A 24,829-nucleotide genomic window follows, 5' to 3' on the forward strand; every position below is an offset into this window, starting at 1 on the left:
CCCTTGCGTGCGTGTGATGAGTGCGAATGTCAGCCGCGGATGATAGCCGGGCGTCTGGCCCGACATGAAGTGCCCCCACACGCGGAACTCCAACCCGGAGTGGGGTTCCCATCGGAACACCTGCATGGAAAGTCGGGGTGGTTTGGTCCGAACCGAACCGGCTCGCTAGCATCAGGCCATCATTGACCGGCCCGTCGGGCCACGGAGGCAAAGACCATGATCTTCAAGCAACTGTTCGAGGACGAGTCGTCCACCTATACCTATCTGCTGAGCTGCCCGGATACCGGGAAGACGGCCCTGATCGACCCGGTCATCGAGACCGTCGACCGCGATCTGCGCGTGCTGCAGGAGATGGGCCTGAGTCTCGACTACGTGATCGAGACCCATATCCATGCCGATCACATCACCGGTGCGCGGATGCTGCGCGAGAAGACCGGCTGCAAGCTGGGCGGTCCGGCGATGGACGAACTGCCCTGCCGGGATTTCGGCCTGCGCGAGGGTGAGCCCTTCCAGGTGGGCAACCTGGTGATCAACCCGCTGTACACCCCGGGTCACACGGATGCGCACCATGCCTATCTGATGGATCACGTCGGCCTGAAGATGCTGTTCTCCGGTGATGCCCTGCTGATCGAAGCCTGCGGCCGCACGGACTTTCAGTCGGGGGATGCCAAGACCCTGTACCACTCGATCCAGGACAAGTTCTTCACCCTGCCGGACGAGACCCTGGTGTACCCCGCGCACGACTACGAGGAGCGCCAGATCACCACCATTGGTCAGGAGAAGATGCGCAACCCGCGCCTGGGCAAGGGCAAGCCGGAGGCCGAGTTCGTGAAGATCATGGACGAGATGGACCTGCCGTACCCGAAGAAGATCGACTGGGCGCTGCCCGGCAACGAGGGCTGCGGCATCTGTCCGGACAACCTGCCGGACGAGAAGAAGCGCCTCTGCGAGACCGATCAGCAGGGTTAGTCCGATCCCTTCCGGTGGCCCCGCCAGGAGCCACCGGTTCCGAATGTTCATCCGGTGGGCGGTTTTTACCGCCTGCCGGACCCCGTACACTCCCGCGATGACCGACCACACTCCCGCTGACGCGCCGGGCTCGCTCGCGTCGCCGAACCCGCTGGAACGTCTGCGCGCGATCATGGCGCGGTTGCGCGATCCCGAGGCCGGTTGTGCCTGGGACCGGGCGCAGACTGCGGGCAGTATCGTCCCGTTCACTCTGGAAGAGGCCTATGAGCTGGCCGACGTGGTCGCCCGCGACCAGGGCGCGGATGCGGACACCCGGGAGCTGCGTGACGAGCTGGGGGACCTGCTGTTCCAGGTGGTCTTCCAGGCGCGTATCGCTGAGGAGGCCGGTCGCTTCGATCTGGATGATGTCGCCCGCGCGATTGGCGACAAGCTGGTACGCCGGCATCCGCACGTGTTCGCCGATGTCGAGCACGGCTCGGATGCCGAGCGCGAGGCCGCCTGGGAGGCGGACAAGGCGCGCGAGCGTGCGGCGCGCGCCCAGACCAGCGCGATGGACGATATCCCGCTGGCGTTGCCGGCCCTGTCGCGCGCGGTAAAAAGCCAGCGCCGCGCCGCGCGCCTGGGCTTTGACTGGGACGACCCGGCCCCGGTGGTCGCCAAGATTCACGAGGAGCTGGCCGAGGTGCAGGCGGCGGTGGACCAGGGCGAGCCGCCGGCGCGCATCGCCGAGGAGGTCGGCGACGTGCTGTTCGCGGTCAGCAACTGGGCGCGGCATCTGGGGGTGGACCCGGAGGGCGCGCTGCGCGGCAGCACGCGCAAGTTCGAGGCCCGTTTCCGCCAGATGGAGGCGCTGGCCGCGGCCAGCGGCGAGACCCTGGCCGGACTCGATTTCGACCGCCAGGAGACCCTTTACCAGGAGGCGCGGCGTCTTGAACGCGCGACCCGGGACACATTCGATACCAAGGACCCGACATGACCGAAGCCGTTGAGCTGCCCGACCACTTTCTGCCCGCCCGGATCGAGACCATCGAGCAGGTCACCCCGCTGATCAAGGTATTCACCCTGGCGGCGGACCCGCAGCGGTTTTCCAGCAAGGCCGGCCAGTGGCTGGACCTGGTGATCCCGCAGGCGGAGGGTAAGCCCTTCGTCGGGGGGTACTCGGTGGTCTCCGCGCCGCGCGCCGACGGGCGGCTGCAGCTGGCCATCAAGTACGCGGACCATCATGCGGCCACCCATTACCTGCACACGGAGGCCGGCGAGGGCGACACGGTGTACATCACGCCGGGGCAGGGCAGCTTCTTCTTCGAGCCCGGCATGGCGCAGAACGTGGTGCTGCTGGGGGCGGGCATCGGGGTCACGCCCCTGTTCGGCATCCTGCGCGCGATCCATGCCGGGATGCCGGACGTCTATGCCCACCTGGTCTACAGCGTGGCCCACCAGGACGAGGTGCTGTTCCCGCAGGAGCTGGAGGCGATGGCCGCGGCACCGAACATCGACGTCAGCCTGACGGTCACGCGCGAGGCGGAGGACTGGCTGGGGCATACCGGCCGCATCAGTCATGCGTTGCTGGAGTCGCTGGACCTGCCGCGCGATGCGCTGTTCTATTTCTGCGGGTCGCGGGAGTTCATCGAGGACATGGCCACCCTGCTGGCGGAATGGGGCATCCCCGAGGCCCAGCTGAAATACGAGAAGTGGTGGTAGTGCGCCAGGCGGCGGTCTGAATTGGTCATTGCGAGTCGCCGCAGGCGACGAAGCACAAAAGCAGCGAAGCTGCGTTGAACGGCCGCAGGCCGGCCCGAAGGGCGAGCGGAGCGAGTAGTCTCCCAGCGCTGGCAGTGCGCCGGGATCAGGTGGCTGAGCACATCGATTGCCGCGTTGCCTGTGGCGACTCGCAATGACGGGGTGGCTTACGGGCGGCGGGTGTCGCCCGGGCGCAGGGCGTTGTCGGGGGCGAGGATCGTGGGCTGTCCATCCAGTGCCGGATCGGTGTCGGGGTAGTCGCGGATATAGTGCAGGCCGCGGCTCTCCTGGCGCGACAGCGCGCTCTTCACGATGATCTCGGCGACCATGGCCAGGTTGCGCAGCTCCAGCAGGTCCGGGGAGATGCGGAAGTGGCTGTAGTACTCGTGGATCTCCTCCTGCAGGATGCGGATGCGCCGCTCGGCGCGGTGCAGCCGTTCGCGGGCGCGCACGATGCCCACGTAGTCCCACATCAGGCGGCGCAGTTCGTCCCAGTCGTGGGCCACCACCACCTCTTCCTCGGACTCGGTGACCCGGGACTCGTCCCAGGCCGGTGGGACCGGGAGCTGCTCGGGGGCGGGCAGATCGGTCTGCGAAAGGATGTGATCGGCCGCGGCACGGGCGTAGACCAGGCACTCCAGCAGCGAGTTGCTGGCCATGCGGTTGGCCCCGTGCAGCCCCGTGTAGGACACCTCGCCGGCGGCGTACAGCCCGGGCAGGTCGGTCTGGCCGAAGTGGTTCACCATCACGCCGCCACAGGTGTAGTGGGCGGCCGGGACAACCGGCAGCGATTCCCGGGTCATGTCGAAGCCGAATTCCAGGCAGCGCTCGTAGATCGTGGGGAAATGCTCGCGAATGAACTCGGCCGGCTTGTGGCTGATGTCGAGGTTCACGTGGTCGATGCCGAGGCGTTTCATCTCGTGATCGACCGCGCGGGCGACGATATCCCGCGGGGCCAGTTCCGCGCGCTCGTCGAAGCGCGGCATGAAGCGCTCGCCGTCGGGCAGGAGCAGCACCCCGCCCTCGCCGCGCACCGCCTCGGAGATCAGGAACGACTTCGCCTTCGGGTGGAACAGGCAGGTCGGGTGGAACTGCATGAACTCCATGTTCGCGATGCGACAGCCGGCGCGCCAGGCCATGGCGATGCCGTCGCCGGTCGCGCCGTCCGGATTGGAGCTGTACAGATAGACCTTGCTGGCCCCGCCGGTGGCCAGGATCACGGTCGGCGCCAGCAGGGTCTCCACCTCGCGGGTCTTCGCGTCCTGCACGTAGGCGCCGATCACGCGGCGGCTGCCATCCACCGGCTGGGTGATCAGGTCCACCGCCACATGGCGTTCGAAGACTTCGATGCTGCCCTGGCCCGAGGCGTTGCGCACCAGTGCCTCCTCGATCGCGCGGCCGGTGGCATCGGCGGCGTGTGCCACCCGGCGCGCGCTGTGCCCGCCCTCGCGGGTGAGGTGCAGGCGGCTGCGGCCTTCCAGGGGTTCCCGGGTGAACGGCACGCCCAGGTTGAGCAGCCAGTGGATGGCCTCGGGGCCGGCCGCCACGGTGCGGCGCACGGCGTCCGGGTCGCACAGGCCGGCACCGGCGTCCAGGGTGTCCTGGATATGGGCGTCAAAGGAGTCGGTGCGGTCGAGTACTGCGGAGATGCCGCCTTGGGCATAGCGGGTGGAACCCTCGTCGACCGGACCCTTGCTGATCACGGTGACGCGTCGATGCGGGGCCAGATGCAGGGCCGCGGAGAGCCCCGCCGCGCCGCTTCCGATGACGAGGACGTCCGCCAGGCGCGGTTGTTGTACTGTCCCCATGGGTCAGGTAACGTGCTGCGCTTGTTGCCAGAGCAAAATGTGGCCCTTGCGCAACAGTGTTGTGCGCAAAGCGAACTTAATGCGAGTCAGGCGGTCCATGCACCATAGATTACCGGAGACCGGTGTGCTGGCGGGAGTCCCCGCATGAGCGAGAAGGCTTCCGACGAGGCCCTGGTCAAGCGAGTTCAGAACGGCGACAAGGCGGCTTTCGACATCCTGGTGCTGAAGTATCAGCACAAGATCGTCAACCTGGTCGGGCGCTATGTCCATGACCACGCGGCGGCCCTGGATGTGTCCCAGGAGGCCTTTATCAAGGCCTACAAGGGGCTGGCGAACTTTCGCGGCGAGAGTGCGTTCTATACGTGGCTCTACCGCATCGCCATCAACACGGCCAAGAACCACCTTGTCTCCCAGGGACGGCGTCGGCCCGAGGCCGAGGTCGATGCGCAGGACGCGGAACAGATGGGCGGCGACTCCGCCCTGAAGGACAGTGCAACCCCGGAGGGGGAGCTGTTGTCCGAAGAGATTGAAGGGGCGGTGCGTAGCACCATCGAGGAATTGCCCGACGACCTTCGGATGGCCATCACGCTGCGCGAGATCGAGGGACTGAGTTACGAGGAGATCGCGCAGACGATGGGATGCCCGATCGGCACGGTCCGCTCGCGCATCTTCCGGGCCCGCGAGGCCATCGACCGGACCTTGCGTCCGTTGCTAGACAACAACTGAACGAGTAGCGCCATGAAAGAACAAGTCTCCAAGAACGAACGTCTGTCGGCCCTGGTGGACGGAGAAACGGATGACTTCGAGACGCGTCGCCTGATGGACGAGCTGGTGCGGTCCGAGGAGGACCGGGCCCGCTGGGAACGCTATCACCTGATCGGCGACAGTCTGCGCGGGGGGATGCGCCGCACCGCACCCGCGAGCTTCATGGACGGCGTCCAGGCGGCCCTGGCCGAAGAGGCCCCGCTGTCGGTCGCGCGCAAGCCGGATCAGCCGCGCTGGCTGAAGCCGGTGGCCGGTACTGGCGTCGCCGCCGCGGTCGCGATGGTCACCCTGGTCGGGATGCAGATGATCGGCCCCGACTCCGGTGCGCCGGAGGCGACGCCGGTCGCCAGCGAGGGCGCGCCGGCGCAGCTGGCCGACGGTATCCAGCGGGTCAGCACCACGGGTTCCGAGGCGCCGGCCACCGAGCCGGAAGGCCTGGATCCGCGCTTTGCCCGATACCTCGAAAACCATGCGGAACTGATGGGGCCGGGGTCCACCGCCCTGGGTCGTGTTCGCTTTTCGGTGAGTGACGAGTAACGCGTGATGCGCCGCAGCCTCGCGTACGCCCTGGTTGCCGCTACCGCGCTTTGTTGTCTGCCTTTGCCGGTCCTGGCGGGGGAGGCGTCCCCCGCCGACTGGTTGCAGCGTATGACCGGCAGCCTGCACTCGGAGAGTTACCAGGGGACCTTCGTGCTCCAGCGCGACGATCGGCTGGACGCCATCCGTGTGGTACACGCCGCCGAGAACGGTGGCTACCGTGAACGTCTGGAGACCCTGACCGGCGCCCCGCGCGAGATCCTGCGTTCGGTCGACCGGCTGAGTGCCCTGAAGGGTGCCCGGGCGGCGGCGGGTGAGCCCCCGCACGGACCGGCCGGTGCGCCGGTGTTCCTGCTTGAGCGCCACGATCACTATGAACTGAAGGACATGGGCGCGGACCGCGTGGCCGGTCTCGACTGCCGCATGATCCTGGCGCGGGCGCGCGATACCTTGCGCTACAGTCATCGCTACTGCCTGCATACGGAAACCGCGCTCCCGCTGCTGAGCGAGCTGTACGACGGGCATGGCCATCTGCTGGAACGTCTCGCGTTCACCAGTCTCGAGCGTCTGGAGGAGGTCGCCGAGGGTGCTCTCGAGCCCACGCAGGAAGACGCGGAGCGGGTCGAAGTGCGGGCCGATCGTGGCCACAAAAAGCCCGAATGGGACGCACAGACGGGCATGGACGGCTGGCACTTTGATGCGCTGCCGGACGGTTTTACCGCGATCGCCGCGACCGAACGTCCGGTCGGGGATGGCGAGGCCCGTCTGCGCCACTTCGTGCTGAGCGACGGCCTTGCGTCGGTTTCGGTGTACATCGAAAAGACCAGTGGCGAGCGGATGTTCGAGGGCACGACCCGCGCGGGCGCCACGCACGGCGCGGCCCGCTCGATTGCCGGGCACCAGGTAACCGCGGTGGGCGACGTCCCGCGGGCCACGGTTCAGGGTGTGCTGGATGCGATCGTGTACCACTCCGGTGAATGATCCCTCGCGGGGCGCAGCATGAGTGAATGGATCCGCGAACAGGGCATTGTGCTGTCGGTGGAGGGCTATGCGGCGCGCGTGCGCATTGAGCGCCAGTCGACCTGCGGCAGCTGTTCGGCCCGTACGGGCTGCGGCAGCGGGGTGCTCTCCGAGGTTCTCGGTCGCAAGGCGGTGGAGGTGACCGTCGGGCATCTCGGAACGCTGCAGCCCGGGGATACCGTGACCCTGGGGATCCGTGACCAGGCCCTGGTCTCAGGGGCCCTTGCAATGTACCTGCTGCCACTGGCCGGGCTGGTGGCGGCGCCCGGCCTGATGATGCTGGTCGCGCCCGGGCTGGGCGAGGGAATACACCTGCTCGCCGGCGCCCTGGGCTTTGCCGCGGGCCTGTATGCGGTACGCGTCTGGCTGCGCCGTCGGGCGCCGGATCTGGCGCCGGTGCTGCTGGAGCGTCATCCGGCCTCGGGGGTGCATGGCTCCGCCGGCTCCGTGCTCACGCCGCGACCCTGAGGGTCTGTGTGCGCCCGCGGGAACTTGCGGGTGGGTGCGGCTTTCTAGAGCGTTGAACCTTCGACTTCCCAATGCGGATCAGATGATGATGAAACCGATGCAATGGGCACTGGTGGCCCTGACCTTTCTCGCCCTGTCGCTGCCGGCCTCGGCGCGCATGCTGCCGGACTTCGTGCCGCTGGCGGAGGAACACAGCCCGGCGGTGGTGAACATCGCCACCACCCGCGAGCGCGAGAATCCGCATCGCGGCCAGATGCCGGACTTCGAGGGCACGCCCTTCGAGGACCTGTTCGAGCGTTTCTTTGGTGGTCCGGGCGGCTCGGGCGAGCGCGCCCCGGAGAGCTTCGAACGCAACTCGCTGGGTTCCGGCTTCATCTACACCGAGGATGGCTACATCATCACCGCGAACCATGTGGTGGACGGAGCCTCGGAGGTCGTCGTCCATCTGTCCGACCGGCGCGTGTTCGACGCCGAGATCGTCGGCAAGGACCCGCAGAGTGACGTGGCACTGCTGAAGATCGACGCCGAGGACCTGCCGACCCTGAAGCTGGGTTCTTCGTCCGACCTGAAGGTCGGCGAATGGGTGCTGGCGATCGGTTCGCCGTTCGGCTTCGATCACTCCGTCACCGCCGGCATCGTCAGCGCCAAGGGGCGCAACCTGCCGACCGAGAACTACGTCCCGTTCATCCAGACCGACGTGGCGATCAATCCGGGCAACTCGGGCGGGCCGCTTCTGAATCTGGATGGCGAGGTCATTGGCATCAATGCCCAGATCTACAGCCGCACGGGCGGCTTCATGGGCCTGTCCTTCGCCGTGCCTATCGAGATGGTGGAGGACGTGGTGCAGCAGCTGCGGGAACACGGCGAGGTGACGCGCGGCTGGCTGGGTGTGCTGATCCAGGAGGTTACGCGCGAGCTGGCCGACTCCTTCGGCATGGACAAGCCCACCGGCGCCCTGGTCGCGCGGGTGCAGGCCGACAGCCCGGCGCAGAAGGCCGGCTTCGAGACCGGTGACGTGATCCTGTCGTTCAACGGCATCGAGGTGCCCAACTCCTCCGCTCTGCCGCCGATCGTCGGGCGCACGCCGGTGGGCACCGAGGCCGAGGTGGAAGTGCGCCGCGGCGACGAGACCCGCACCATCACGGTCGAGATCGAGCGCCTGCCGGACGACATCTCGGCCCAGCGTGGCGGGCCACAGCGGCAGACGCCGGAGCGGACCGAGCCGCAGAGCCTGCTGGGGATGGTCCTGGAGCCGCTGGAGGCCGAACGCGCCGCGGAGCTGGACGTGGACGCCGGCGTGGTCGTGCGGGAGGTCGTCGACAACCCGGCGCGTTCCGCCGGCCTGCGCCCCGGCGATGTGATCGTGCAGTTCGGCGGCCATGCCATCGACTCGGCGGAGACGCTGGAGCAACAGATCGCCGAGGTCGGCGACCGGCGGACGGTGCCGGTCCTGGTGTATCGCGGCGACAACCCGACCTACATCGCCCTGCGCATCCCGCGGGACTGAGACCGCCTTCGGGGCGCACGCCCCGGGGCCGCCATGGAGCAAGGGAGGGTTGTCGGCCCGGTCGGCAGCCCTCCCGATCGTTTGCGGATGACCGAACTGACGCTTTATCACCGCGAGAGCTGCGGTCTCTGCCATGACATGCTGGCCGAGATCATGGCCCTCAAAAGCCGTTATACTTTCGCGCTTACGGTCGTCGACATCGACGAGGACCCGGAGCTGCAGGCGCGTTTCAACGTCAAGGTCCCGGTGCTTGCGGTCGACGGCGACATTCTCTGCTGCCATTTCCTCGACCGAAAGGCACTGCTGGACCAACTGGCCCCTGCATGACCGAAACCCGCCTCACCCGCAATTTCTCCATCATCGCGCATATCGACCACGGCAAGTCCACGCTGGCGGACCGCCTGATCCAGGGCTGTCATGGCCTGACCGAACGCGAGATGTCCGAGCAGGTGCTGGACTCGATGGATCTGGAGCGCGAGCGCGGGATCACCATCAAGGCGCAGAGCGTCTCGCTGTACTACGACGCCCAGGACGGTGAGCGCTATCAGCTCAATCTCATCGACACCCCGGGGCATGTGGACTTCTCCTACGAGGTCTCGCGCTCGCTGTACGCCTGCGAGGGTGCGTTGCTGGTGGTGGATGCCTCGCAGGGCGTCGAGGCGCAGAGCGTCGCCAACTGCTACACCGCGATCGATCAGGGGCTCGAGGTCGTCCCGGTGCTGAACAAGATCGACCTGCCCGCCGCCGAGCCGGACCGGGTGGCGGCCGAGATCGAGGATGTGATCGGTATCGAGGCGACCGACGCCCTGCGCGTCTCCGCCAAGACCGGCGAGGGCATCGCCGAGCTGCTGGAGGAGATCGTGCGCCGGATCCCGCCACCGGAGGGCGATGCCGAGGCCGCGCCCAAGGCGCTGGTGATCGACTCCTGGTACGACAACTACCTGGGCGTGGTGGCGCTGGTGCGGGTCAAGGCCGGACGCTTCTACGCGGGCCAGAAGATCAAGGCGATGTCGGTGGGGCGGGCGCACGAGGTCAGCCGGGTCGGCGTATTCACGCCCAAGCCGGTGGACCGCAAGACCCTGGAGGTCGGCGAGGTCGGCTATCTGATCGCGACCATCAAGGACATCTCCGGGGCCAAGGTGGGCGACACCTTTACCGATTTCAACAACCCGGCGGACGAGCCGGTACCGGGCTTCCAGGAGATCCAGCCGCGGGTATTCGCCGGGCTGTTCCCGGTCAGTGCGGACGACTTCAACGACCTGCGCGAGGCGCTGGACAAGCTGCGCCTGAACGATGCGGCGCTGTCGTTCGAGCCGGAGACCTCGCAGGCGCTCGGGTTCGGCTTTCGCTGCGGCTTCCTCGGCATGCTGCACATGGAGATCGTGCAGGAGCGCCTGGAGCGGGAATACGACCTGGACCTGATCACCACCGCGCCCACCGTGGTCTACGAGGTGGAGCGCAACGACGGCGAGGTGGTCTCGGTGCACAACCCCTCCGAGCTGCCGGCGAACAACGAGGTGGCCGAGATCCGCGAGCCGATCATCGAGGCGAATATCCTGGTCCCGCAGGAGTATGTAGGGGCGGTGATCACTCTGTGTGTCGAGAAGCGCGGTGTGCAGACGAAGATGCAGTACCTCGGGCGCCAGGTGCAGCTGTCCTACGAGCTGCCGATGTCCGAGGTGATGCTCGACTTCTTCGATCGCCTGAAGTCCGCGACCCGCGGCTATGCCTCGTTCGACTACCAGCCGCTGCGCTTCCAGGCGGCGCCGCTGGTGCGCGTGGACATCCTGATCAATGGCGACCGCGTGGATTCGCTGTCGGCCATCGTGCATCGCGACCATGCCGAGTCGCGCGGGCGCGAGATCATCGAGCGCATGGCCAAGATCATCCCGCGTCAGATGTACGAGGTGGCGATCCAGGCGGCGATCGGTTCCAAGATTATCGCGCGCGCCACGGTCAAGGCGATGCGCAAGAACGTGCTGGCCAAGTGCTACGGCGGCGACGTAACCCGCAAGCGCAAACTCCTGGAGAAACAGAAGGCCGGCAAGAAGCGCATGAAATCGATCGGCAAGGTGGACGTGCCGCAGGAGGCCTTCCTGGCGGTGCTGTCGGTGGACGACGACAAGAAGTGACAATCAGGCCTGCGGCCCGGCAGGGCCGTCGGGCAATCCCCGGCGGGCCGGGAACAGAGGACACGGCATGGCAAATCTCGAACTGATCCTGGTGCTGGCAACCGCCGTGACCGGCCTGATCTGGCTGGGCTGGGTGGTCCTGCGGCGGCGTCGCAGCCCGGAGCGCCAGCGTGCGATGCCCTGGTTTGTGGACTATTCGCGTTCGTTCTTCCCGGTGCTGCTGATCGTGCTGATCCTGCGCTCGTTCGTGGCCGAGCCCTTCCGCATCCCCTCCGGGTCGATGATGCCCACCCTGCTGGTGGGCGACTTCATCATGGTCAGCAAGTTCTCCTACGGGATCCGCCTGCCGGTCACCCGCACCAAGATCCTCGATACCGGCGAGCCGGAGCGTGGCGAGGTCGTGGTGTTCAAGTATCCCCGCAACCCCGCCGAGGACTACATCAAGCGGGTCATCGGTCTGCCGGGCGATACCATCGCGTTCCGCGATCGCGTGCTGTACGTGAATGGCGAGCCGCAGCCGGCCGAGCGGGTTGGAACCTTCGAGGGCGAGGGCTCCGGGCAGGTCATGTCGGGCGCGTCGATGTTCGAGGAGACCCTGGATGGACGCACCTACAACACCCTGATGCGCGAGCAGCAGGCGAGCCTCGACGGTTCGGTCACGGTCCCCGACGGTCACTACTTCATGGTCGGTGACAACCGCGACAACTCCAACGACAGCCGGGTCTGGGGGTTCGTCGCCGAGGAGCACCTGGTGGGCCGGGCGCTCTTCATCTGGCTGCATTGGGATTACAATGAAGGCCATCGGGACTTTTCCCGGATCGGCCAGGCGATTCGCTAGGCCGTATTCCGCGGGAGCAGGCAACCAGGGGCAGGGTATTCATGCGACATTCCAGACACTCGATGCAGGGCGCGGGCGCGGTGACGATTCTTGCGCTGATCTTCCTCGCGCTGCTGGTCGGCACCTTCGTGATCAAGATGGGTACGCAGTACACCCAGTTCCTGACCGTGCGCTCGATCATGCAGGATGTGGCCACCCAGACCGGCGCCGCCGACAAGAGCGAGCGCGAGCTGTGGCGCGAGATCAATCGCCGGTTCCAGATCAATTCGGTATACGACGGGATCGGCGAGGACAACTTCAGCGTGACCGAGCACGGGGAGGGCCGCCGCCTGAACCTGGAATACGAGGTGCGCCGCGAATTCCTCGGCAACGTGGACGTGGTGGCGCGCTTCTCGAACAGCGAGACACTCGCCCCCTGAGGAGGGCGGCGTCGATCTGTTGCATGCCTCCAGGGGTGTTTTCGTGAGTCGTGACTTTCGCAGCCTGCTGCCGCCGGCCGTGCGCGACGGCGAGGGCGTGGGCCAGGCGCTGACCCACCGCAGTGCCGGCGGGCGCAACAACGAGCGTCTCGAATTCCTCGGGGATGCCGTGCTGGGCCTGGTGATCGCCGACGCCCTGTACGAGCAGCTCCCGGACGCCCCGGAGGGCGACCTGACCCGCCTGCGTGCCGCGCTGGTCAATCGCGAGTCGCTGGCCGCGCTGGCGCGCGAGACGGGACTGGAGGGCACGCTGAACCTGGGCCAGGGCGAGCGCAAGAGTGGTGGTCAGCGCCGCGACTCCATCCTCGCGGATGCCGTGGAGGCCCTGATCGGGGTGACCTATCGCGAGGCCGGCATGCAGGCCGCGCGCGAGTTCACCCTGGCGCTTTACGCCGAGCGCCTGCAGGATCTGCCGTCGGCCGAGTCGCTGAAGGACCCGAAAACCCGCCTTCAGGAACAGCTGCAGGGCCGCAATGCGGAGCTTCCGGTCTACGAGGTACTGGAGGTGGCCGGCCCCGATCACAAGCGCCAGTTCACCGTGGCGGTGCACCTTCCCACCCAGGGCTGGGGGCAGCGCGGCCAGGGCTCCTCGCGGCGCCGCGCCGAGCAGGCCGCGGCCGAGGCCGCCCTGAAGCGCCTGCAACAGGTACAGGAACAATGAGCGAAACCGATGACCGCCCCGCGGGCGAATCCACGCGCTGTGGTCTGATTGCGCTGATCGGCCGGCCCAACGTGGGCAAGACCACGCTGATGAACCGTCTGGTCGGCGAGAAGCTGGCGGCGACGACCCGGCGGCCCCACACCACGCGCAACCGCATCCTCGGGATCGTGACCGAGGAGCAGGACCAGATCGTGCTGATGGATACGCCCGGCATCGACACCGAGCGCACCCAGCTCGTGAACCGCGTCCTCAACCGCACGGCCAGCCAGGCGCTGGCGGATGCCGACCTCGTCTGCTTCATCGTCGAGGCCGGCCAGTTCCGCCCGGGCGACGAGCGCATCGAAGAGACTATCCGGCATTCCGGGCGCCCGGCGCTGCTGGTGATCAACAAGGTCGACCAGTTCCGCGCGAAGGAGGAGCTGCTGCCGTTCATTCAGGCCCGGGCCGCGAGTTTCGACTATGCCGGCGTGGTGCCGCTGTCGGCGAAGACCGGCTCCAATCTGGAGGGCCTGATCGCGGAGATCCGGACGCACCTCCCGCAGGGCCCGTTCCTGTACGACCCCGATCAGCTCTCGGATCGTCCGCAGCGATTTCGCGCCGAGGAGATGATCCGCGAATCCATGCTCGAGCACCTGGGGCAGGAGGTTCCGTACTCGGTGGCGGTGCGCGTGGAGGACTGGTCGGACGAGCCGCGCACGACACACATCGACGCGGTCATCCTGGTCGAGCGCGACAGCCAGAAGGGAATCGTGATCGGCAAGGGTGGCCAGCGCCTCAAGCGGATCGGCCAGGCGGCCCGCGTCCAGCTGGAAGAACTGCTGGAGCGCAAGGTCATGCTGCGTCTGACCGTGCGGGTGGAGGCCGACTGGACCCGCAACCCGCGGGCCCTGCGCGAACTCGGCATCGAAGAACCCCGATGAGGGCCCCGCGACGGGCATGAGTGGCGCGGGGTCGGCGGTCACCCAGGGGGTCGTGCTGCACGCCCGCCCGCTGCGCGAGAACAGCCGCGTGCTGGATCTGCTGACCGCCGGGAGCGGCCGCCTGTCGGCGGTGGTGCGCGGCAAGGCCGGGTCTGTCCAGCCGTTCGTGCTGCTGGATCTGGCCTGGCGCGGGCGCGGCGAGTTGCCCACCCTCAGCGTCGCCGAGCAGCAGCGGGTCTTCCCGCTGACCGGACGGTCCCTGGTCTGCGGGCTGTACCTGAACGAGCTGATCCTGCGCCTGTACCCGCGCGAGGCCCCGATCCCGGAGGCCCTGCCCGCGCTGCTGTCCGCCTACGCCCGGCTGGCCGCGGGCGAACGCGCCGATACCGCCCTGCGTCGTGCCGAATGGGCCCTGCTTGCCCCGCTGGACTCCGGGCTGGAGCATGTCGAGCCGGCCGAGCTGGACCCGGATGGCTGGTATCGCTACGACCCGGAGGCCGGACTGGAGCCCGTGGCCGCCGGACGGGGCGAGGCGATCCCCGGTTCGGCGCTGCGGGCGCTGGCCACCGGGGAGGACGTGCCGGATAATCATGCCCGCGTCAGTCGCGACTTCATGCGCCGGCTGATCGACATCCACCTGGCCGGTCGGCCCCTGCGCACCCGGGGTCTGCTGTAGGCTTCGGGACCGCATCCAACCAAGGGCACCGCCTCATGTCGCATCCTGCTCCGCTCAAGCTCGGGGTCAATCTCGATCACATCGCCACCATTCGCCAGGCGCGGCATACGCCGTATCCGGACCTGATGCAGGCGGTGCGCCTGGCCGAGGCCAGCGGCGCGGACTCCATCACCCTGCACCTGCGCGAGGACCGCCGCCATATCCAGGACGACGATGTCTTCGGGATCAAGCCCCGGCTCAAGGTCCCGATGAACCTGGAGATGGCGGCCACCGAGGGCATGCAGGCGATTGCCCTGAGGCTGCGCCCGGAGGCGTGCTGCATCGTGCCGGAGAAGCGCGAGGAGCTGACTACCGAGGGTGGGCTGGATGCCGTGGGGCAGCTGGAGCGCCTGCGCGAGTTTGTCGCGCCCCTGACCGCCGCGGGGATCGAGGTCTCGCTGTTCGTGGAGCCGGATGCGCGCCAGCTGGAGGCGGCGGTGGCCATTGGCGCGCCGGTGGTGGAGCTGCACACCGGTGCCTATGCCAACGCCCGTGATGCGGCCGAGCGCGAACGCTTGCTCGCCGGCATTAACGAGGCCGCTGCCGCCGGCCGGGAGATGGGGCTGGTGATCAACGCCGGCCACGGGCTGGACTACGACAACGTGCGCCCGATCGCGGCCAACCCGGTTTTCCACGAGCTCAATATCGGGCATTCGATCGTCGCGCGGGCCCTGTTTACCGGCCTGCCCGAGGCGGTCAGTCACATGCGCGGGCTGATGGATGCTGCCCGCCAGGGGCTGCCGGCCGGGCAGTACCCGGTCTGAGCGCGATGATCCTCGGGATCGGGACCGATCTGGTGCAGGTCGCGCGCATGCGCGGCATGTGGGAGCGCCACGGCCGCCGCCTCGCCGAGCGCATCCTGCATCCGCTGGAGCAGGCCGATCTGCCATCCCATGAACCGGCCGGGTTTCTGGCCCGGCGCTTTGCCGCCAAGGAGGCGCTGGCCAAGGCGCTGGGCTGCGGGGTCGGGGCCGACATGGCGCTGTCGGAGGCGGGGGTGACCCATGACGCTCGCGGGCGCCCCGAATTCGTGCTGGCCGGGCGGGCCCGGGCCACGGCAGACCGCCTCGGTGTGCGCGCGATCCATCTCAGCATCAGCGACGAACGCGAATACGCCCAGGCCTTCGTGGTCCTCGAAGGTGGCGAGTAACCCGCCTTTCCCTCCGGGCGAGGTTGCCCGGGTTGGGGCGGCTCCCTAGAATGTGGCTCCTTATGCCTGCCGGTGTCCGCGGATGCCGTGGCAGGCCAGCCCTGAGCGAGCGACGGAGTCCAGTCAATGCCCTGGAACGAACCGGGAAACAACAACCGCGACCCCTGGAGTGGGGGTGGTGGCGGCCAGCGCGGTAGCGGTGGCGGTGGCGGGGGTGGCAATCAGCCCCCCGACCTCGAGGAGATGATGCGCAAGCTGTCGCGTCAGCTGAATGGTATCTTCGGCGGGGGCGGCAGCGGCGGCTCGGGCGGTTCCGGCAGTGGCGGCATGGGCCGGGGTGCCCAGGCCCTGGTCAGCCTCGGCCTGATTATCGCGCTGGTGGTCTGGCTGGCGTCCGGCTTCCACATCATCTCGGAAGGCGAACGCGGCGTGGTGCTGCGCTTCGGCGAGTTCCAGCAGGTGAAGAACCCGGGGCCGGGCTGGCATCTGCCCTATCCCATCGAGCGCATCGAGATCGAGAACGTCGACAACGTCCGGACGCTCGAGCATCGCGCGCTGATCCTGACCGGCGACGAGAACATCATCGATGTCGATATCGCGGTGCAGTACCGCATCCTCGACCTGGTCGACTATCTCTTCAATGTCCGCAACCCGAACGCCACGGTGAATCGGGTGATGGAGTCGGCGATCCGCGAGCGCATCGGCAAGAACAACCTCGAATTCATTCTCGGCGAGGGGCGTGGCGAGATCGCCTCGTCGTCGCGCGTGGTGATGCAGGAAAACCTGGACGCCTATGGGGCCGGCATCATCGTCACCGCCGTGTCCATGCAGCAGGCGCAGCCGCCGGAACCGGTGCAGGAGTCCTTTGCCGACGCGATCCGCGCCCGCGAGGACGAGGTGCGTTTCCGCAACGAGGCCGAGGCCTACGCCAATGGCGTGATCCCGCGGGCCCGCGGTCAGGCCGCCCGCATCATCGAGGAGGCCGAGGGCTATCGCGATCAGGTGATCGCCCGGGCCGAGGGTGATGCCTCGCGCTTCGACCAGTTGCTGGCCGAATACCAGCAGGCCCCGGACGTGACCCGGGATCGTCTCTACCTGGAGGCGGTCGAGGCCGTGCTGGAGGATTCGCGCAAGCTGATGCTGGACGTGGGTAGCAGCAACAACCTGATGATGCTGCCGCTGGATCAGTTGTTCCAGGGCGCCGCGCGCAGCGGGAACAGTTCCGGCGACACACCGACACCGCGACCGCTGGATACCAGCCGCAGTGTCTTCAGCAACAGTGGCTCGGGTACGAGCAGCCGGCTGGGTGATCGCGACCCGGCCGCCCAGCGTTCGCGGGAGGTGCGCTAATGCTCCGCATAGCCGGTATTGCCGTGGTCGTGCTCGGTATCGTCGTCGCCCTGTCGACTTACACCGTTGACGAGCGCGAACGCGTGATCAAGTTCGCCCTGGGGGAGATCCGCGAGGTCGATCCGGCCCCGGGCCTGCACTTCAAGTTCCCGCTGATTCAGAACGTCGAGAAGTTCGACGCCCGGATCATGACGCTGAATATCCCGCCGGACCGGTTCCTGACCTCCGAGGCGAAGAACATCATCGTCGATTTCTACGCCAAGTGGCGGATCGACGACGTCGGGCAGTTCTATCGCGCCACGCGCGGCGACGAGCGCCTGGCCGAGGAGCGCCTGGCGCAGATCCTGCGCGACGGGATGCGTAACGAGTTCGCCCGCTTCGAACTGCAGGATGTGGTCGCTGGTGAGCGCCTGACGATCATGGGCGCGGTGCGTCAGACGGCACTGGAGACCGCTCAGGAGCTGGGCATCAATCTGGTGGATGTGCGCATCCGCCGCATGGACCTGCCCGACGAGGTATCCGAGTCGGTGTACGAGCGCATGCGGGCCGAGCGTCAGCGCGTGGCCCAGGACTTCCGGGCCCGCGGGCAGGAAGAGGCCGAGCGTATCCGGTCGCGGGCCGACCGCGAACGCACGGTGATCCTGGCGAATGCCTATCGCGACTCCGAGGAGATCCGCGGTGCCGGTGACGCACGGGCGACCGAGACCCTCGGGCGTTCGTTCGGCGAGGACCAGGACTTCTTCCGCTTCTATCGCAGCCTGATTGCCTACCGCAACAGCATGAGCGGCGAGAACAGCACCTTCATCCTGGAACCGAACTCCGAGTTCTTCCAGTACTTCAATGCCCCCGGGGGCGAACGTCCGGCGCCGCTGCCGCCCCGCTGAGCGGGCCGGAAACCGGGTGGCTGCGGCCGCCCCGAAGGTCGCCGTTTGCAACGGGCCCGGAAGTATCCGGGCCCGACTTTTGCCGGACGGTGGGCCGGGCGTGGTGGATGACAGGACAAGGACAGGGATGACATGACCGATATCAACCGCTGGCTGCTGCCGGACGGCCTGGAGGAGGCCCTGCCGGATGCCGCGCGGCGTCTCGAGGCGCTCCGGCGCCGCGTGCTGGACCAGTTCGACACCTGGGGCTACGACCTCGTGATGCCTCCCCTGGCCGAGTATCTGGAATCCCTCCTGACCGGGGCCGGGCATGCCCTTGATCTGCAGACCTTCAAGCTCACCGATCAGCTCACCGGTCGCATGATGGGTGTGCGCGCGGACCTGACCCCGCAGGTGGCACGTATCGACGCGCATCGCCTGCGGGTGCAGGGGCCGAATCGCCTGTGCTACGTGGGTACCGCCCTGCGTACCCGCGCGGACGAATGGTCCGGCTCGCGCAGTCCCTTGCAGGCGGGTGCCGAGCTGTTCGGCCACGACGGGATCGACAGCGATCTCGAGATCATCCGTCTGATGCTGGCCACCCTGACCGTCTGCGGCGTGGACCGCCCGAGCATGGATCTCGGCCATGTCGGGATCTATCGCGCCCTGGCGCGCGACGCCGGCCTCGACGAGAGCCAGGAGCAGGACTTCTTTGACCAGCTCCAGCGCAAGAGCGTGCCCGAGATCGACGAGACCCTGGCGGCCTGGCAGGCCTCCGGCATGGACCCGGCCGCCTGCGCGCGCCTGCGGGCGCTGGTCGATCTCAACGGGGACGCCACGGTACTGGACGAGGCCCGCCGGGCCCTGGACGGCGCACCGACGGAGGTTCAGGCGGCGCTGGATCACCTGCAGGCCGTGGTCGCGCGCCTCGAGGCGGGCGAGCCGGGGCTGGACCTGCACCTGGACCTTGCGGAACTGCGCGGCTACGCCTATCACACGGGGCTGGTGTTCGCCGCTTTCGTCCCGGGTTCCGGCCAGGCCATCGCCCGTGGGGGGCGGTATAACGACATCGGGCGGGTATTCGGCCGTGCGCGCGCGGCGACCGGGTTCAGTACCGATCTGCGCGCCTTCGTGCGCCGCGAAGGCGGGGTGGCGGCCCCGACCCGGGAAAGCGTGCATGCGCCGGCCAGCGGCGATGCGGCCCTGGAGGCCGCGATCGCGGACCTGCGCGCACGCGGGGTGCGCGTGGTGCGCGAGCTGGATGGCCAGGACAATGAATCACCCGCCGGCGCGCGTCTGGAGCAGCGCGACGGCGAATGGACGGTAGTGGAGCATTGATGACGATGGGACGTTTTGTAGTCGTGCTGGGCAGCCAGTGGGGGGACGAGGGCAAGGGCAAGATCGTCGATCGTCTGACCGAGGACGCGGCCGCGGTGGTCCGCTTCCAGGGCGGGCACAATGCCGGCCACACCCTGGTGATCGGCGGTGAGAAGACTGTTCTGCACCTGATCCCGTCCGGCATCCTGCGCGAAGGCGTGGAATGCATGATCGGCAACGGGGTCGTGCTCTCGCCCGAGGCCCTGATCACGGAGATGGAGGAGCTGGAGGCCAAGGGGGTGCCGGTCGCCGACCGCCTCCGTCTGTCGGATGCCTGCCAGCTGATCCTGCCCTACCACGTGGCACTGGACCATGCGCGCGAGAAGGCACGTGGCAAGGCGGCCATCGGGACGACCGGGCGCGGCATCGGGCCGGCCTACGAGGACAAGGTGGCGCGTCGCGGCCTGCGTCTGGACGACCTGTTCCACCGCGAACGCCTGGCGGCCAAGCTGGGCGAGGTGATGGACTATCACAACTTTGCGCTGAAGCACTACTTCAAGGCGCCGACCGTCGATCAGCAGGAAGTGCTGGAGCAGTGCCTGGCGCACGCCGAACGACTGCAGCCGATGGTCACGGACGTGGCCGGGCGGCTGCACGCGCTGCGCGAGCAGGGCAAGGACGTGATGTTCGAGGGCGCCCAGGGCACGCTGCTGGACATCGACCACGGCACGTATCCGTTTGTGACCTCGTCGAACACCACCGCGGGGGGCGCCTCCACCGGCTCCGGGGTGGGCCCGCGGGACATCGACTACGTGCTGGGGATTACCAAGGCCTATACCACGCGTGTGGGGGCGGGGCCGTTCCCCACCGAGCTGTTCGACAACATGGGCGAGCACCTTGCGCGCCAGGGCAACGAATTCGGCTCCACCACCGGGCGTGCGCGGCGTTGCGGCTGGTTTGACGCGGTCGCGCTGAAGCGGGCGGTCCAGGTGAACACGATCAGCGGCCTGTGCATGACCAAGCTGGATGTGCTGGACGGGCTGGAGAGTGTGCAGATCTGTGTCGGCTATGACTGTGGTGGCGAGCGCCGCGAGGTGCCGCCCTCTGGGGCCGAGGCCTATGCGGCCTGCACCCCGATCTACGAGGAGATGCCGGGCTGGGCGGAGTCCACGGTCGGCATCCGCGAGTACGCGCAGCTGCCGGCGAATGCGCGCGCCTATCTGGAGCGGCTGAGCGAGGTCGTCGGGGTCCCGGTGGATATGGTCTCCACCGGCCCGGATCGCGACGAAACCCTGGTGCTGCGCGACCCGTTCGACAGCTGATATCCCGCCCGGACGGACGGTCGGGGCGTCAGCAAGCGCGGGCTTCGGTGATGCCCCGGCCCGGGGGGCCGGCGCCTGTGCACGCGGGTGCGCATGACGCGTGTGTATGAAGCGGCGTCGAGGTTTGCCCATGTGGCATGCGAATGGCCCGGGTGAATGCTCCACGGGCCGCGCCCGCGAAGGCAGCGCCCACGAAAAAATCCACGCCATCCATGTGGATGCCGCGCGTTACGGGGTGGTTCAGGGAGTGTGTTGAAGCAGAAAAATGGTGCCGAGGAGAGGACTTGAACCTCCACGGGGTTACCCCCACTAGCACCTGAAGCTAGCGCGTCTACCAATTCCGCCACCTCGGCACGAGGGACGACACAGCGGTGAAAACCGAGTGTCCTGCGCTTCAGGAGCGCGCACTATAGTGCGCGCCCGCGAGGCTGTCAACGCCCCGGGGGCCGAAATTCGCCGTCCGGGACGGGCGCCGGCGGGCCGGCGCGAAGCCGCGCTGCGCAACAAAATTCTGCATGCCTCATAATGGGCGCTTCGGGAAGCGCCGATTCATGTACCCGCTGGTGTTGCGGTCCGCTGGTGTCGCTCCGCTACACTGCACTCACCGCGCCTTGATCGCACGCTGGAAAGCGGCTCGAGCGGGAGCGGGCACCTGAATCAGCGTTTCCCTTGCGCGCCCGGCCGGTTCCCGGCGAAGGGCTGCCCATTGCAACATCCACAGAGTTCACTGAATGCCAAGACAACGTCGCAAGACCCCCGCCGATCCCAACTTCGAGCGCGAGGCGCAGAAGTACGACAACCCCATCCCCAGCCGCGAGTTCATCCTCGGGCTCCTGCAGGAAGCCGACAACCCGCTGTCCTACGACGAGATCGCGGAGCGGCTGCAGATCGACGATGACGATCGTCTCGAGGCCCTGCGCCGCCGCCTGAAGGCGATGGAGCGCGACGGCCAGGCCCTTTGCAATCGCCGAGGGGCCTATCTGCCGGTCAACCAGGAAGATCTGATCCGCGGCCGTGTGATCGGGCATCCGGACGGCTTCGGCTTCCTGGTGCCGGACGAGCAGGACGACGATCTGTTCCTGTCGCCCAAGCAGATGCGCGGCGTATTCCATGGCGACCGGGCGCTGGCCCGGGTCATGGGCGTGGATCGCCGCGGCCGCCGTGAAGGCGGGATCGTGGAGGTCCTCGAGCGCAACACCACCCAGGTGGTCGGGCGCCTGAAGATCGAGGACGGGGTCGGTGTCCTGACCCCGGACAACAAGCGGATTACCCACGACATCCTGGTGCCGCCGGACGGCCTGGGCGAGGCGCAGGACGACCAGATCGTGGTGGTGCGTATCCGCGAATCCGCCTCGCGCACCGCACGCCTGAAGGGCGATGTGCTGGAGGTCCTGGGCGAACACATGGCCCCGGGCATGGAGATCGACATCGCGATCCGTGCCCATGGCCTGCCGCACGAGTGGCCGGACGAGGTCACGGCCGCCGCCGACGCACTGGGTGCCGAGGTCGCCGAGAAGGACAAGAAGGGCCGTCTGGATCTGCGCGAGAAGCCGTTTGTCACCATCGACGGCAGTGATGCCCGCGACTTCGACGACGCTTTGTACTGCGAGCCGGAGGGCAAGGGCTGGCGCCTGTGGGTCGCGATCGCCGATGTGTCCCACTATGTCGAACGCGATGCGGCCCTGGACCGCGAGGCCCGCACCCGCGGCACCTCGGTGTACTTCCCCGACAACGTGATCCCGATGCTGCCGGAGGCCCTGTCCAACGGCCTGTGCTCGCTGAACCCGAAGGTGGATCGGTTGAGCATGGTCTGCGAGATGGAGATCGGCGCGCGCGGGGCACTGAAGAGCTATCGCTTCCACGAGGGCCTGATCCGCTCGCACGCGCGTCTGATCTACGACGATGTTGCGGCGATGCTCGACGGCGACACGGCCCTGCGCGAGCAGAACGCCCATGTGATGCCGCATCTGGAGACCCTGCACAAGGTCTTCAAGTCCCTGCACGCAGCCCGCAATCGCCGCGGCGCGATCGACTTCGACACCACCGAGACCAAGATCGTCTTCGGCGAGGACCGCAAGATCGAGCAGATCGTCCCGACCGAGCGCAACGATGCCCATCGCCTGGTCGAGGAATGCATGATCATGGCGAACGTCGCGGCGGCGCGGTTCCTGAAGAAGCACAAGGTGCCGGCGCTTTATCGTATCCACGACCAGCCACCGGCGGAGAAGGTCGAGGAGCTGCGCGAGTTCCTGAATGGCGCGGGCCTGAGCCTGGGCGGCGGGGCCGAACCCACACCGGCCGACTACACCGCCGTGCTGAAGGCCGCCCGCCAGCGCTCGGACCAGCAGCTGATCCAGACGGTGCTGCTGCGCTCGCTGAGCCAGGCGGTGTACGCCCCGGAACTGGACGGGCACTTTGGTCTGGCGCTGGACGACTACGCGCACTTTACCTCGCCGATCCGGCGCTATCCCGACCTGCTGGTGCATCGTGGCATTCGTCATGTGCTGCGCAAGGGCAGTGGCAAGGCGTTCCCGTATTCGCACAGCGACATGGAATCGCTGGGCGAGCACTGCTCGATGGCGGAGCGGCGCGCCGACGATGCCACCCGCGATGCCGAGGCCTGGCTGAAGGCCGAGTACATGCAGGACAAGGTCGGGGAGACCTTCACCGGCGTGGTCTCCGGCGTAACCGGGTTCGGCCTGTTCGTCGAGATCAAGGATGTCTACATCGAGGGCCTGGTCCACGTGACCAGCCTGGACAATGACTTCTACCACTTCGACCCGACCCGTCACACCCTGACCGGCGAGCGCGGCGGACGGGTGTTCCGTATTGGGGACGAACTGCAGGTGCAGGTGGCCCGGGTGAGTCTGGATGATCGCAAGATCGACCTCGCGCTGGCCGGGGAACCGGGCAAGCCGAAGCCGACGGACGCGCCACCGAAGAAGCGCAGCCGCCGCAGCAAGCGCCGCAAGGATGCCGAGACCGCCCCGGCCGCCACCCCGGCGGACGAGACCCAGCCGGCCGAAGCTGCGGCGGACCCGGCTCCGGCCGAGCCGCAGGCACCCGCCGCCGACGACGAGGCCCCGGCACCGAAGAAGAAGCGTCGCCGTCGCGGCGGTCGCCGCCGTGGTTCGGCCTCCGGTGACACGACCCCGGACCCGGCCCCCGAGCCGGGGAACGAGGCGGCCCCGGTGTCCGACCCTGACGAGGGTATTCCCGATGCCCCGGAACCCGGCAACGAGGCGGTCCCGCCGCCGCGACCGGAGGCCGACAAGGACGGCAACACCATCGTCGAGTCGGAGCCGCAAGCCCAGGGGGCGGGCAAGAAGCCCGCAGGTTCCGGCCGTCGCCGCAGCCGGCGCCGGCGTCCCTCCTCGTCCTGAGGTACCGCCCGGTGAGTGCGCAGGGCCATCCATCGCGAGGCGCGGCATCCCCGCGCAAGCGCGCGGCGGGTTCGCCGCCGGTTGTGTCCCGTGGAGGGAGGCGGTGAGCAAGGGTGGCAAGGGTAGCCGCGCGGAGACCTTCGGCGGTATTCATGCGGTGGCGGCGGTACTGGAGCGTGCCCCGGAACGGGTGAAGCGCCTGCAGCTCGCGACCGACCCGGTCGAGCCCGCGCTGGAGCGCCTGCTGCATCGTGCCCGCGCCTGCGGTCTCGCGGTGGAGCGGGTGGGCCGCGAGCGACTGGATCAGCAGCATCCGGGGTTCCAGAACCAGGGCGTGATCGTCCACTGCACCCCGCGTCCGGTGGTGGATGAAAAGACCCTGATCCAGCGGGTGCGCGATGGTCTGGACCTCGTGCTGATTCTCGACGGGGTGACCGACCCCCACAACCTCGGCGCCTGCCTCCGCACCGCCGATGCGGCGGGGGCCGGCGCGGTGATCATGCCGCGCCACCACAGCGCCGCCCTGACCCCGGCGGCCATCAAGGTGGCCTCGGGCGCGGCCGAAACCGTGCCGGTGGTAACGGTCGGAAATCTCGCGCGGACGCTCGCCTCGCTCAAGCAGGCCGGTATGTGGACCGTCGGCCTCGCGGGCGAGGCCGGGGAAAGCCTCTACGCGCTGGACCTGCGCCCGCCGACCGCGATCGTGATGGGGGCCGAGGGCGAGGGCCTGCGCCGGCTCACCCGGGAGGCCTGCGACCACCTGGCCGCCTTGCCCATGCACGGGACGGTGGAGAGCCTCAATGTCTCCGTGGCCACCGGGGTAACCCTGTTCGAGGCGGTGCGCCAGCGCCAGGCCGGCGCGCCGGACTGAGGGCGTCGGCCGCC

The 24,829-nt window shown here is 68.1% G+C and carries 24 protein-coding genes and 1 tRNA gene; 23 read left to right on the forward strand and 2 right to left on the reverse strand.

Translation table 11 applies throughout. The features are described 5' to 3' along the window. Positions 1 to 216: 216 nt before the first annotated feature. The 3 genes from C996_RS0109490 to C996_RS0109500 are packed head-to-tail and all read left to right on the forward strand — an operon-like array spanning position 217 to position 2,670. Positions 217 to 969, forward strand: coding sequence for an MBL fold metallo-hydrolase (locus C996_RS0109490; protein WP_018867214.1), 753 nt, complete (start codon positions 217 to 219; stop codon positions 967 to 969). Between the two features lie 43 nt (positions 970 to 1,012). After that, positions 1,013 to 1,945 carry a nucleoside triphosphate pyrophosphohydrolase gene (gene mazG, locus C996_RS0109495; protein WP_018867215.1) on the forward strand — a complete coding sequence of 311 codons (933 nt, stop codon included), beginning with the start codon at positions 1,013 to 1,015 and terminating at the stop codon, positions 1,943 to 1,945. Further along, positions 1,942 to 2,670, forward strand: coding sequence for a ferredoxin--NADP reductase (locus C996_RS0109500; protein WP_018867216.1), 729 nt, complete (start codon positions 1,942 to 1,944; stop codon positions 2,668 to 2,670). The genes mazG and C996_RS0109500 overlap by 4 nt, the downstream gene beginning before the upstream one ends. Positions 2,671 to 2,876: 206 nt before the next feature. Here the strand turns inward: C996_RS0109500 and nadB are convergent, their stop codons facing one another. Next, positions 2,877 to 4,517, reverse strand: a complete 1,641-nt coding sequence (gene nadB, locus C996_RS0109505) for an L-aspartate oxidase (RefSeq protein ID WP_018867217.1) — start codon at positions 4,515 to 4,517, stop codon at positions 2,877 to 2,879. Positions 4,518 to 4,661: 144 nt separating this feature from the next. Here nadB and rpoE point away from each other — a divergent pair, with 144 nt between their 5' ends. The 18 genes from rpoE (at position 4,662) to C996_RS0109595 (ending at position 20,561) form a co-directional block, all read left to right on the forward strand. Next, the gene (gene rpoE / locus C996_RS0109510) at positions 4,662 to 5,243 is read left to right on the forward strand and encodes an RNA polymerase sigma factor RpoE (RefSeq protein WP_018867218.1); all 582 of its coding nucleotides are present in this window, start codon (positions 4,662 to 4,664) and stop codon (positions 5,241 to 5,243) included. Positions 5,244 to 5,255: 12 nt separating this feature from the next. Next, positions 5,256 to 5,819: a sigma-E factor negative regulatory protein gene (locus C996_RS0109515; RefSeq protein ID WP_018867219.1), complete on the forward strand. Its 564-nt coding sequence runs from the start codon at positions 5,256 to 5,258 to the stop codon at positions 5,817 to 5,819. Positions 5,820 to 5,825: 6 nt separating this feature from the next. Continuing rightward, a complete protein-coding gene (locus C996_RS0109520; RefSeq protein WP_081619385.1) occupies positions 5,826 to 6,800 on the forward strand; it encodes a MucB/RseB C-terminal domain-containing protein in 975 nt (324 codons plus the stop codon). An 18-nt stretch (positions 6,801 to 6,818) separates the two neighbouring features. Further along, the gene (locus C996_RS0109525) at positions 6,819 to 7,307 is read left to right on the forward strand and encodes a SoxR reducing system RseC family protein (RefSeq protein ID WP_018867221.1); all 489 of its coding nucleotides are present in this window, start codon (positions 6,819 to 6,821) and stop codon (positions 7,305 to 7,307) included. 82 nt (positions 7,308 to 7,389) lie between these two features. Continuing rightward, positions 7,390 to 8,814, forward strand: a complete 1,425-nt coding sequence (locus C996_RS0109530; RefSeq protein ID WP_018867222.1) for a DegQ family serine endoprotease — start codon at positions 7,390 to 7,392, stop codon at positions 8,812 to 8,814. Between the two features lie 87 nt (positions 8,815 to 8,901). After that, positions 8,902 to 9,141, forward strand: coding sequence for a glutaredoxin family protein (locus C996_RS0109535; RefSeq protein WP_017940958.1), 240 nt, complete (start codon positions 8,902 to 8,904; stop codon positions 9,139 to 9,141). Beyond that, positions 9,138 to 10,946 carry a translation elongation factor 4 gene (lepA, locus tag C996_RS0109540; protein ID WP_018867223.1) on the forward strand — a complete coding sequence of 603 codons (1,809 nt, stop codon included), beginning with the start codon at positions 9,138 to 9,140 and terminating at the stop codon, positions 10,944 to 10,946. Before C996_RS0109535 ends, lepA begins: the two co-directional genes overlap by 4 nt. A 67-nt stretch (positions 10,947 to 11,013) precedes the next feature. After that, positions 11,014 to 11,784 (forward strand): signal peptidase I, encoded by a 771-nt coding sequence (gene lepB / locus C996_RS0109545; RefSeq protein ID WP_018867224.1) that lies wholly within the window; start codon positions 11,014 to 11,016, stop codon positions 11,782 to 11,784. A 62-nt stretch (positions 11,785 to 11,846) separates the two neighbouring features. Beyond that, positions 11,847 to 12,203, forward strand: coding sequence for a DUF4845 domain-containing protein (locus C996_RS0109550; protein ID WP_018867225.1), 357 nt, complete (start codon positions 11,847 to 11,849; stop codon positions 12,201 to 12,203). A 43-nt stretch (positions 12,204 to 12,246) separates the two neighbouring features. Then, complete coding sequence (gene rnc, locus C996_RS0109555; RefSeq protein WP_018867226.1) at positions 12,247 to 12,924, forward strand: ribonuclease III; 678 nt, start codon at positions 12,247 to 12,249, stop codon at positions 12,922 to 12,924. Next, positions 12,921 to 13,844: a GTPase Era gene (era, locus tag C996_RS0109560; RefSeq protein ID WP_018867227.1), complete on the forward strand. Its 924-nt coding sequence runs from the start codon at positions 12,921 to 12,923 to the stop codon at positions 13,842 to 13,844. Before rnc ends, era begins: the two co-directional genes overlap by 4 nt. 16 nt (positions 13,845 to 13,860) lie before the next feature. Beyond that, positions 13,861 to 14,520: a DNA repair protein RecO gene (locus C996_RS0109565; protein ID WP_018867228.1), complete on the forward strand. Its 660-nt coding sequence runs from the start codon at positions 13,861 to 13,863 to the stop codon at positions 14,518 to 14,520. Between the two features lie 35 nt (positions 14,521 to 14,555). After that, positions 14,556 to 15,323, forward strand: coding sequence for a pyridoxine 5'-phosphate synthase (gene pdxJ, locus C996_RS0109570; protein ID WP_018867229.1), 768 nt, complete (start codon positions 14,556 to 14,558; stop codon positions 15,321 to 15,323). 5 nt (positions 15,324 to 15,328) lie between these two features. Further along, positions 15,329 to 15,709, forward strand: a complete 381-nt coding sequence (gene acpS, locus C996_RS0109575; RefSeq protein ID WP_018867230.1) for a holo-ACP synthase — start codon at positions 15,329 to 15,331, stop codon at positions 15,707 to 15,709. 126 nt (positions 15,710 to 15,835) lie between these two features. Next, the gene (gene hflK / locus C996_RS0109580; protein WP_018867231.1) at positions 15,836 to 17,059 is read left to right on the forward strand and encodes an FtsH protease activity modulator HflK; all 1,224 of its coding nucleotides are present in this window, start codon (positions 15,836 to 15,838) and stop codon (positions 17,057 to 17,059) included. Beyond that, complete coding sequence (gene hflC / locus C996_RS0109585) at positions 17,059 to 17,943, forward strand: protease modulator HflC (protein ID WP_018867232.1); 885 nt, start codon at positions 17,059 to 17,061, stop codon at positions 17,941 to 17,943. Before hflK ends, hflC begins: the two co-directional genes overlap by 1 nt. Positions 17,944 to 18,075: 132 nt before the next feature. Continuing rightward, a complete protein-coding gene (locus C996_RS0109590) occupies positions 18,076 to 19,260 on the forward strand; it encodes an ATP phosphoribosyltransferase regulatory subunit (RefSeq protein WP_018867233.1) in 1,185 nt (394 codons plus the stop codon). Next, positions 19,260 to 20,561: an adenylosuccinate synthase gene (locus C996_RS0109595; protein WP_018867234.1), complete on the forward strand. Its 1,302-nt coding sequence runs from the start codon at positions 19,260 to 19,262 to the stop codon at positions 20,559 to 20,561. The genes C996_RS0109590 and C996_RS0109595 overlap by 1 nt, the downstream gene beginning before the upstream one ends. A gap of 266 nt (positions 20,562 to 20,827) precedes the next feature. On the opposite strand, the gene C996_RS0109600 is transcribed toward C996_RS0109595, so the two are convergent. After that, positions 20,828 to 20,914: transfer RNA gene (locus C996_RS0109600), tRNA-Leu, on the reverse strand. A gap of 378 nt (positions 20,915 to 21,292) precedes the next feature. Here C996_RS0109600 and rnr point away from each other — a divergent pair. Together rnr and rlmB are read left to right on the forward strand one after the other, a co-directional pair. Continuing rightward, complete coding sequence (gene rnr, locus C996_RS0109605; protein WP_018867235.1) at positions 21,293 to 23,944, forward strand: ribonuclease R; 2,652 nt, start codon at positions 21,293 to 21,295, stop codon at positions 23,942 to 23,944. 103 nt (positions 23,945 to 24,047) lie between these two features. Further along, positions 24,048 to 24,815: a 23S rRNA (guanosine(2251)-2'-O)-methyltransferase RlmB gene (gene rlmB, locus C996_RS0109610; RefSeq protein WP_018867236.1), complete on the forward strand. Its 768-nt coding sequence runs from the start codon at positions 24,048 to 24,050 to the stop codon at positions 24,813 to 24,815. The last annotated feature ends 14 nt before the right edge of the window (positions 24,816 to 24,829 follow it).

The sequence above is a fragment of the Thioalkalivibrio sp. ALE25 genome (genome assembly GCF_000377285.1).
Lineage (GTDB): Bacteria > Pseudomonadota > Gammaproteobacteria > Ectothiorhodospirales > Ectothiorhodospiraceae > Thioalkalivibrio.